7 protein-coding genes and 1 pseudogene are annotated in these 9,777 nt (G+C 65.2%); all 8 read left to right on the top strand.

Annotation, left to right across the window (positions count from 1 at the left end):
* Window positions 1–702: glycoside hydrolase family 16 protein (locus MKL09_RS05445; RefSeq protein WP_244018686.1), on the top strand; the 702-nt coding region annotated here is incomplete at its 5' end.
* A 237-nt stretch (window positions 703–939) separates the two neighbouring features.
* Window positions 940–1,707 carry an HAD family hydrolase gene (locus MKL09_RS05450; RefSeq protein ID WP_244018688.1) on the top strand — a complete coding sequence of 256 codons (768 nt, stop codon included), beginning with the start codon at window positions 940–942 and terminating at the stop codon, window positions 1,705–1,707.
* The gene (locus MKL09_RS05455; RefSeq protein WP_244018690.1) at window positions 1,704–2,948 is read left to right on the top strand and encodes a glycosyltransferase; all 1,245 of its coding nucleotides are present in this window, start codon (window positions 1,704–1,706) and stop codon (window positions 2,946–2,948) included. Before MKL09_RS05450 ends, MKL09_RS05455 begins: the two co-directional genes overlap by 4 nt.
* A 431-nt stretch (window positions 2,949–3,379) precedes the next feature.
* On the top strand, window positions 3,380–4,072 hold the full coding sequence (locus tag MKL09_RS05460; protein ID WP_244018693.1) for a class I SAM-dependent methyltransferase: 693 nt from the start codon (window positions 3,380–3,382) through the stop codon (window positions 4,070–4,072).
* Between the two features lie 316 nt (window positions 4,073–4,388).
* A complete protein-coding gene (locus MKL09_RS05465; RefSeq protein ID WP_244018695.1) occupies window positions 4,389–6,401 on the top strand; it encodes a glycosyltransferase in 2,013 nt (670 codons plus the stop codon).
* On the top strand, window positions 6,398–8,062 hold the full coding sequence (locus tag MKL09_RS05470) for a Wzz/FepE/Etk N-terminal domain-containing protein (RefSeq protein ID WP_244018697.1): 1,665 nt from the start codon (window positions 6,398–6,400) through the stop codon (window positions 8,060–8,062). The genes MKL09_RS05465 and MKL09_RS05470 overlap by 4 nt, the downstream gene beginning before the upstream one ends.
* Before the next feature lie 156 nt (window positions 8,063–8,218).
* A complete protein-coding gene (locus MKL09_RS05475; RefSeq protein WP_244018699.1) occupies window positions 8,219–9,346 on the top strand; it encodes a glycosyltransferase in 1,128 nt (375 codons plus the stop codon).
* Between the two features lie 137 nt (window positions 9,347–9,483).
* Window positions 9,484–9,777, top strand: a pseudogene (locus MKL09_RS05480) (transposase); the annotation flags it as partial.

Genomic DNA, 9,777 nt, shown 5'->3' on the forward strand with positions numbered 1-9,777 from the left:
CGGGCGCGGTGGTCAGCGCACACGCCCTGGAACGGTGATTTCGGCGATGCACAATTCATCGACCCGATCGACATCTTCGCCGATCCTGAGAAGAACGCGCCGTTCATCGTCAAAGACGGGATCCTGAAGATCCGGGCACGGAAGCACGACAACGGAAAGTGGACCTCCGGTCTCCTGTCCTCGGCCGATCCCACCACCGCCGGCTTCGCCCTGATGTACGGGTATTTCGAGGCGCGGATGAAGCTGCCGCCCGGGCCCGGCGTGTGGCCGGCCTTCTGGCTGAACGCCAACAAGCCGAAAGACGACCCCACCCCATCGGTGGAGATCGACGTGATCGAGTATTACGGCCAGTTCCCGGACGGATTCCATTCGGTCTGGCACATCTGGGACAAGACCGACCCCAAGAAGAATCGCGGTGGCGAGATCATCACCTCGGTCCCGAGCGGCTCGCTGAACGACAGCTTCCACACCTACGGGGTGAACGTGACGAAGGAATGGGTCGTGTTCTATCTCGATCGCCGCGAGATCGGCCGGACGCCGACGCCGCCCGAGCACACCAAGCCCCTGATGATGCTGGTCAACCTCGCGCTCGGCTCCGGATGGCCGATCGACAAGACCCCCAATCCCTCCGACCTGCTGGTCGATTACGTCTACGCCTTCGCCCCCGACGAGACGAAGCGCGACGCCATCTGCAAGGAGTGAGGCTGAAGACCGGAATCTGGATATCCGTCGTCCTCTCCCGTTTGGCGACGCATAATGCGCGATCGAGCAGGCTCGGGATGATGAAGGTTCATGAATAACCGTTCTTTTGTCTGATTCCGTCGACATAAGACAAGAATCGCGATTGCCATGCCTCGGACGGGTCAGGCATGCGGGATTGCGACCGGGCCACGCACAAGCGGCGGCGATACGCACGGGTTTCCAGGGCTGAAAGGCATCATGCTCCTTCCCAAAACGGCGGCCGCCCGGATCATCTCCTGCGACGTGTTCGATACGCTGCTCCATCGCGATCACCGATCAGAACGCCAGCGGTTCAACGACATCGCGGTGCGCGCCGCGCAACGTCTGGCCGCCGAGCGGCGGATCGTGCGGCATCCCGGGGCGATCTACGATGCCCGGATCGAGGTCCAGAAGCAGGCCTACCGGGCGCTCGACCTGTCCTGTCCCTCGGGGGACGTGCGGTTCGCCGACATGGTCGACGCCATGGGCCGGATCCTCAGCCTCGATGCGCACGCGGCCGACATCATCCATCAGGCCGAGATCGCGGTCGAGATCGCCCAACTGAAGGCCAACACGCCGCTCCTGGCCTGGCTCGCCGAGCAGGCGCGGGCGGGATGCCGGATCATCGCGGTCAGCGACACGTATCATCGGGGCGAAACGATCGCGCAGCTGCTCGCTGCGCACGCGCCCGACCATCCCGTCGGCCAGATCTACGCCAGCGCAGACCACAACGCGACCAAGCGCACCGGCGCCCTGTTCGGGGTCGTGCTGCGCCAGGAAGGTGTGGCGGCCGCCGACATCCTGCATATCGGTGACGACACGACAGCGGACGTGACGATGGCCCAGGCCGCAGGATTGCGCTCCCTGCAGGTGCTGCGGCCAAAGCACCTCGTGTTCCGGCGCCGGGCCGATGCCCTGCGCGCCCGTATCCTGCACAAGCTGCGGATCCGGGCGGCGCACGCGCCGCGCGCGGGCGCGTCCGCATGACGGTGACGGCACCCGATATCGGGCGGCTCGACGCGGAGACGTTCGGACGCGTTGCGCTCGGGCCGATCCTCGCGGAATTCTGCCTGCGCCTGTGGCTGTTCGAACGCTTCCTCCAGGGCGACGACGCCGTCCTCCTGTTCTGCGCCCGGGGCGGTCTGCGGATGAGGCTGGCCTATGAGCGGTTCCTGGCCCGGACCGACCTGCCGCAGCGGCTGCCGCACGCGGACCTGATGGTGTCGCGCCTCGTCGCGGCCCGGACGGCCTTTGATCCGCCGAGCCCCGGGGTCCTGTCCGAGTTGGAGCGCGAGTTCAGCGGCCAGTCGATGGCCGAGATCGCTGCTGCCTTGGCACAGTGCAACGACCTCGACCTGCCGCCGCCCTGGCATGCGCCGTTCGAGAAGATACGTTTCATCAGCCTGTTGGCCGGCACCGAGCCCGGCGTGGTGAGGCTCCACCGCGCGGTTGCCGAGCAGGATGCCCTGTTCCGCGCCCATCTGGCGACGTGTACCGGGAATCGCCGCCACGGTGTGCTGGTCGATACCGGGCTGTATGGCAGCACGGTCCGGATCCTCCAGGAGGGTATCCCGGAGCGACAATGGTCCGGCCTTCAATTCGCCCGCAGCAATTACAAGCGGCTTCCGACACCGCACTTCGCGCGGACCCTGGGCCTCAGCGTCGAGAGCGACGGGTACAAGCCCTGGGAAGTCCGGACCTCGGCGCTTCGCTTCTGGCAGCTGATCGAGTCCTGCCTCGAGCCGGAGCTGTCGAGCGTCCGAACCTTCACGGCATCGGCCGATGGCGGGTCGCCGCGGGCCAATCTTCAGGTCGCCGGGTGGGAGAGCCGCATCGCGCCGGAGCAGCCGGGCTTGTTCACCGGTGTCCTCGCCTACATCGACGGCCTCGCTCCGGAAACGCTCCACCGTGTCCAGGAGGATGCGGCGCGCGCGTGGCAGCATCTGAAAGACGCGGTGGTCTGGCCGGATGCGCAGGCGGTGGCGACCCTGAGCCTTGGGCACCGATCCCGGGATTTCGGACGGACCGAGTTGCGGGCGCAGTTCGCTGTCCCGGGCACCACCAGCCCCCTGAAGCAGATCCGCGAAAGCCTCTGGCGCGAAGGCGCCGTCGTGCGCAGTTTCCCGCGGAGCGGCCGCCTGGCGCTTCCACTCATCGAACTGATCTATGCTGCACGGGCGCTGCGCTCTGAGGTTCAGGCGCTTCGTCGCCGCCGCCGGGCGATTTGAGAGACCCGCCATCGGCAAGCCCCGTCGAACTGGCGATCGGCATCCCGGCCCAGGCCGGAATTGCTGCGCAGAACTAGAATATAAGTACTGGGCCACCTTTGATTGGCTTTTGTGGGCCCATATAGATTGCGAATATCAGACCTGCTCAATCAATTAGCTCGTCGATCGGCGAAGTGGGCTCGGCTTGGCGTCTTCGCCTACGACTGTTCCCAACCGCATAGTCTGCCAAAAATTGCTAGTTCGGCAAATTATGGAAGCTCCATGATTTAACGATCTCGCCATTGAGCGGTTGATATTGCAATTGTATGGTTGCGTTGTCGGCCGCCAAAGCTAAAAAAGCCTGATGTGTGGTGAGGCCATATTGGCCGCCGGAACGTTAATGGCCGGACGAACGCGGTTCCCCGTCCTACAGATGCGAGGGAAGTATTAATATGCTGGATATGTACCAGAACGAGACCTACGCGGAGAACAATCCGGGATGGCACGAAGAAGACGCGCCCTGGAAAGCGAAGCAAATCGCTGAGATCCTTCGCAAGAACGCGATCACATTCGATAGGCTGTGTGAGGTCGGCTGCGGGACTGGGGATATCCTTCTCAACCTGGAACGGTCCTTCGGTTTCTCAAAGGGTTACGGCTACGAGGTCTCTCCGCATGCCTATCATCGTGCCAAGAGCAAGGAGACCGACCGGACCAAATTCTATCTCGAGAGCGTGTTCGACGCCGCGGCGGCGCCGTTCGACGTGATGCTGGTGATCGACGTCATCGAGCATGTCGAGGATTACATCGGCTTCACGCAGCAGTTGCGCTCCCTCGCCAAATACAAGATTTTCCACATCCCGCTCGATCTATCGGTGCAGTCCCTGTTCCGGGAGCGGCCGATCATGAATCTCCGCAAGAACGTCGGTCATCTGCACTACTTCTTCAAGGAGTCGGCGCTCGCGACCCTGAGGGATTGCGGATACAAGATCATTGATCACGCCTACACAGCTGGACGCCTCGAACTGCCCAATCAGGCCAGGTCGAGCCGGCTTATGAAGATCCCGCGCCGAGCCCTGTTCGCGCTGAACCAGGATCTCACCGTGCGGATCCTCGGCGGTTATTCCCTGCTGGTGCTAGCCGAGTGAGCCAGGACGGCCCTCCCCTCTGGCCGCCCGCGATATGAGCGATGCCCAGCTACAGGACCCATGATGCAGCCGTGCAGTCGTCATGCGCGTCAGCCATTTCTTGTAAATGGCCGGTCGATAGCGTAAGGGTCGCTACCTCAAGGACCGTTTACTAATAACATCGCCACGATTGTGCAAACCGGGTCGTAGCAATTGAAACGGACGCGTCAGCTTGAGAGGGTGACATTGAACACCTAAAATATTCGGATGCACTGTCGCTAATGTTGGCTCGATTCCGAATTTATATACCGAATCTTAATTGGAGTATATCGTCGGCATGACGGCGGCTGAATCGTTCGGGATCAATGGTCGCTTCCTGACGCAACCGATGACCGGCGTTCAGCGCTACGCACGGAACGTAACGCAGGCGATGAGCCAGGTCGTAGCTGCGCGTGGGACGACGATTCCTCTGCTGGCGCCGCCGGACACTCAAGATCCGGGCTTCGACGGGACGCCGCTCAGGATCGTCGGCCGCGCAGGCGGCCATGCCTGGGAGCAGGTCGTGCTGCCGCGTGCCTGGCCGGGCCGGCTGCTCAACCTCTGCAACACCGCGCCGGCCTTCCGGACGGATCAGGTCGTCTGCATCCACGACGCGAACGTCTTCCTCGAACCGGGGAGCTATAGCGCGCCGTTCCGCGTCTTCTACAAGACGCTTCAGCCGCTGCTGGCGCGACGCGCGGCGCGGATCGCCACGGTCTCGAGCTTCTCGGCCGGGCAGATCGCGCAGCATCTGTCGCTGAAGGCGTCCGACATCCTCGTTCTGCCCAACGGGTACGAGCACGTCCACGCCTGGGACCCGAACCTGGCGACCCGGGCGCAGTCGGCGCTGCGCCGCAACCCGGACGGTACCGTGCGCCCGTTCGTCCTGGCGCTCGGTTCCCGCGCCCGCCACAAGAATCTCAGCCTGCTGCTCGGCCTGGCGGGCGAGTTCGCGAGCCTCGGTGTCGACCTGATCATCGCCGGCGGCCGGGCGGGCATCTTCGCATCGGAAGACCTGCAGCGCAGCGACAACGTCCAGCATCTCGGGTTCGTGACCGATCACGATCTCGCCTACCTTCTGGAGCGCGCCCTGTGCCTGGCCTTTCCGTCGCTGACCGAGGGCTTCGGTCTCCCGGCGCTGGAAGCGATGGCGCGAGGCTGCCCGGTCATCTCGACCGATCGCGCCAGCCTGCCGGAGATCTGCGGCGCCGCCGCGCTGCTAGCGCCCCCCGACCGGCCCGAGCTTTGGCTGGCGCATGTCCGGGCGCTGCTGGCGAGCGCCGCGCTCCGGGAGGATCTGATCGGCCGCGGCCGCATCCAAGCGGCCCAGTTCTCCTGGGCCGATACGGCGCAGGGCTACCTGGACGTGATGCAGGCACCGCAGCGGCGGGATGTCGGGCGCCCTCGCCCCGCACCCGCGCCGCCCAGCATCGCGGTGGTCATCGCGACCCTGGGGCGGCCGGAGGTCGTCGCGCAGACGCTGCGGCGCATCCTCGATCGGCAGACCTACAAGGCCGCCAGCGTAATCATCTCCTGCATCAAACCGGAGGATGCCGGCGAGGCGGCCATCTGGGGCGACGTCACGGTGGTAACCGGCCGCCCCGGCCTCGCGGCGCAGCGCAACACGGCGCTCGCCGCCCTGCCCGATGGAATCGCGATCGTTGTTTTCTTCGACGACGATTTCGTGCCCGACGCCAACTGGCTCGATGTCGCGGCTCGGATGTTCCGCGACGAGCCGGACATCGTCGGCTTCACGGGCGACGTGCTGGCGGACGGCATCAAGGGCCCCGGCCTGAGCTTCGCGGAGGTCGATCGCCTGCTCGCCGAGAGCGGCCCTGTCGCGCCGGCACCGCTGATCGAGCCCTTCAGTCCCTACGGCTGCAACATGGCCTTCCGGCGCTCCGCGATCGGGACCCTGCGGTTCGACGAGCGGCTAGTCCTGTACGGCTGGCTGGAGGATCGCGATTTCGGTGCCGCCCTGCGGGCGAAAGGCGGACGGCTCGTGAAATGCATGGCAGCGCGCGGCGTCCATATGGGCGTGAAGGGAGGCCGGATCGCCGGCGATCGGCTCGGCTATTCGCAGGTGGTTAATCCCCTGTACATGCTGCGTAAGGGAACGATGACTTACGCTCAGGTGCTCGACCACTTGTTTCGGAACTTCACCAGCAACCTGGCGCGATCGGCCGTTCCGGAACCGTTCATCGATCGGCGCGGCCGTTTGCGGGGCAATCTACGGGGCGCGGTCGACGCCCTCCTGGGGCGCCTCGAACCCGAGCGGGCCCTGCAGATCCGACGGAAAGCCGTGAGATGAGCGCGCACAATCAAAATCGGATCTCCTCGGAGCGACCGCAGGCGGTGTGGCCGTTCCCGGAGGCGACCTCCGTGGGCGTGCCGGATGGCCCGCTTGCGGTGATCTCGGCCGCCCTGAAGGCGGCCAAGCGCCACAAGTTCGTCGTGGCCCTCTGGATCCTGTTCTGCGTCGGGGCCGCCGCTTTCTACGCAGCGACTGCCACGCCGCTCTTTACGGCGACCGCGACGCTGCTTCTGGAACCCCGCCGTCAGGCCGGCTCGGGTTCGCCGGAAGGCTCCCTGGCGCCGGGCCTTGATGTCGGCCGGGCCGAGAGCGAGCTTCAGGTTCTGCGCTCCGAGCGCCTCCTGACCAACGTATTCAACAGCCTCGGGCTCGCAAACGATCCCGAATTCGGCCTCCCGCCTTCCGACAAGCCCGAGACATCGAGCCTGAGCCTCAAATCCCTGCTCGGCATCCCGGCACCGCCGCCGCCGAGCCCCGAGGTCGTGCAGCAGCGGCAGTTCGAAACCTTCGCGCAGCAATTCACCGTGCGCCGGGTCGGCCAATCCTACGTCGTGGAGGTTTCCTACACCTCCCCGAACCCGAACCTGGCCCGCCGGGTCGCGAACGCGGCGGTCTCAGCTTATCTCTGGCAATCGATCGCCGCGAAGGCCGACGCCGCCAAGAACGGCGCGGAATTCCTGCAGGGCCGCGTCAACGCCCTGTCTTCGCAGGCGCGTTCGGCAGCGGCCGCGGTGACCAATGGAAGCCTGCCCGAGGCGCCGACGCCGGACGCCGATGCCCGCGTGATCGGCGCCGCGCTGCAGCCGCTCCGGCCGTCGGCGCCGCGCAAGACCCTGATCCTGGGCCTCGGCCTGACCGTGGGTCTCGTCGGCGGATTGCTGGCCGTCGCTCTACGGCAAGCGCTGGACCGGCGGATCCGGACACCACAGGATCTCGTCCAGCGTGTCGGAATCCCGTGCCTCGCGGTCATGCCCGACATCTCGCGCAAGGGTGTCGCCGGGCGGCGCGGCGCGAGCGACCTGAGATCCGCGACAACTCTGTGGCTCGGCAATAGCGGCTTCGCGTCGGGCATCCGCGACCTGCGGACGTCGATCCAGCTCGCCCTATCGAGCCGCCCCGGAGACGGCGAGGCCGTGATCGCCCTGGTCGGCTGCACGGCGAATTCGGGCACTTCGCTCATCGGTTTGAACCTGGCCCGGATCATCCAGGAGAGCGGGCGTCCGGTGACGATGATCGATGCCGACATCCATGGGTCCGCACCGCGGTCCCTGACCTACGATTTCGACACCCGGGAAGGGACCTGCCTGGCGGATCTGATCGAGGATCCCGCCCGCATTCCCAGTGCCAAGCTCCTCGATTACGGCGGCATCGCCGTGCTGCCGGCACGCCTTCCGAACACGGCCGTCAACAGCCGCGTCTATCTCGGCGCGCCGTCCTTCCACAAGGTGATCGATCACATGCGGCAGACCGGCTACGTCATCCTCGACCTGCCGCCCCTCTCGGTCTCGGCCGAGACGCGGGCCGCCGCGCGGCGGGCCGATGCGGTGGTGATCGTGGCCGAGGCCGGCCGCACGACCGTCGACGAGCTCTCGGATGCCGTGAACGGGTTGCGAAGCGCGGGCGCCAGCGTCATCGGCGCGATCCTCAATCGCGTCTGATCGCCTGTTGCCGTTGCCCGTGCGCCGACACGCCTTCCTGGGCCGAACCGACCTCCAGCTCCGCGGAGGATGCGCGACGATCCGAGCAAAGCGTCGCTGGCGCGACGGTCTTCCAGGAACCGTCAAGGCCGTCGCCCATCATTCGGAGTATCCTTGATGTCTGTCGCGACCGGTCGAAAAATCAAAGTCCTTTATTGCCAGCCCGGCACGACGTTTTTCGCAGGCATCGAACGGGTCAACGACGAGATCTGCACGGAACTCGCCAAGACCTACGGCGACGCATTCGATGTCGACGTCCTGTTTGTCTCCGAACATCGCAACTATCCCGCCACGCTGCGGGCCTACAACATCGTCAGGCGTTCGGTCTCCTCACGCATCAGTCTCATGCGCGCATTCCGCAGCGTCGCTCGGGACAAGCCCTACGATCTCATCGTGGTCCCGCAGATCGATCCAACGGTGATCTTCTGGTTTGCACGACTGGGCTTGAAGCGGCCTATCGCGCTGCACCTCCACGGAAATCCGCGCCGGGAGAGCGGGCACCTCAAGGCGAAGATCCTGTTCTTCCTCCTCCGCCATCTCGTCCTTGAACGGGTGGCGGTCGTGTTCGGTACCTCGCCCCGGCAGCTCGGAGCCTTCACCGAGGATTTCGACTGCCGCAGGCCGACGGTCTGGGTGCCGAACCCGGTCCGGAAATTCGACCCGCCGGGGCCCGACGAAAAACCGACAGAAGGCCTGGTGACGTTCGTCAATGTCGGACGGTACGACTATCAGAAAGGCCAGGACATCCTGGTCGAGGCGTTCGCCCGCCTCTACCAGCGACGCCAGGACATAAGGCTGCGTCTCGTCGGCCACGGGGCCGACGAGACGGCTCTGTCCGAACAGATCCGGCGCCTCGGGCTATCGGATGTGGTCAAGCTCGAGCACCATCCGGACAGCCCGCAACGAGCGCTCTATGCGAGCGACGTGTTCGTCGCCACCTCGCGATGGGAGGGCTGGTCGCTGGCGATCTGCGAGGCGCTCCGCTGCGGACTTCCGGTCGTCTCGACCGATTGCGAGTTCGGCCCGAGCGACATCCTGGTCGACCGCCGCCTGGGGCAACTCGTCCCGCCCAACGACGAGGCGGCGCTCGTGGAAGCCATGAACCACTACTGCGATCATATCGCCGAAGAGAGAAAGTTTGCCGACTTCCGGCGGCAAAACGTCGAGCAATACAGCGTTGAGAACACGGCAAAAATCCACGCGGAAGCCATCAGGCGAGCTGTCGGAGCCGGTTTGACTGCATGATCGCGCCGTCATCGCGAGCGCAGCAAAGCGGCTCAGAGACACGCACCGGTTCGAGATCGCGGGCGGCACTGTGATCGTCCCCCTTTGAAGTGGTCCGCCCTGAAGTATGGCTTTTGAGCCGACAGAGGACGGAACCGATGGCCCAACGACCCAAGCCTGAGGAGATCGTGAGTAAGCTGCGTCAGGTCGACGTGCTGGTCTCACAAGGACAGAGCGTCGCCGCGTCGATCAGGGCGATCGGCGTGACCGAGGTGACATACTATCGCTGGCGCAAAGAGTACGGCAGCCTGAAGTCGGATCAAGTGAAGCGGATGAAGGATCTTGAGACGGAGAACCAACGTCTCAGGCGGGCGATCGCAGATCTGACGCTGGACAAGCTGATCTTGCAGGAGGCGTCCCGGGGAAACTTCTGAGCCCCGCGCGCCGACGCG

It is taken from the genome of Methylobacterium sp. J-048 (assembly GCF_022829515.1).
GTDB lineage: Bacteria > Pseudomonadota > Alphaproteobacteria > Rhizobiales > Beijerinckiaceae > Methylobacterium.

Bases quoted from the DNA above. Each gene is read 5' to 3' on its own strand.
- MKL09_RS05450 (WP_244018688.1), top strand. From the start codon at position 940: ATGCTCCTTCCCAAAACGGCGGCCGCCCGGATCATCTCCTGCGACGTG.
- MKL09_RS05455 (WP_244018690.1), top strand. From the start codon at position 1,704: ATGACGGTGACGGCACCCGATATCGGGCGGCTCGACGCGGAGACGTTC.
- MKL09_RS05460 (WP_244018693.1), top strand. From the start codon at position 3,380: ATGCTGGATATGTACCAGAACGAGACCTACGCGGAGAACAATCCGGGA.
- MKL09_RS05465 (WP_244018695.1), top strand. From the start codon at position 4,389: ATGACGGCGGCTGAATCGTTCGGGATCAATGGTCGCTTCCTGACGCAA.
- MKL09_RS05470 (WP_244018697.1), top strand. From the start codon at position 6,398: ATGAGCGCGCACAATCAAAATCGGATCTCCTCGGAGCGACCGCAGGCG.
- MKL09_RS05475 (WP_244018699.1), top strand. From the start codon at position 8,219: ATGTCTGTCGCGACCGGTCGAAAAATCAAAGTCCTTTATTGCCAGCCC.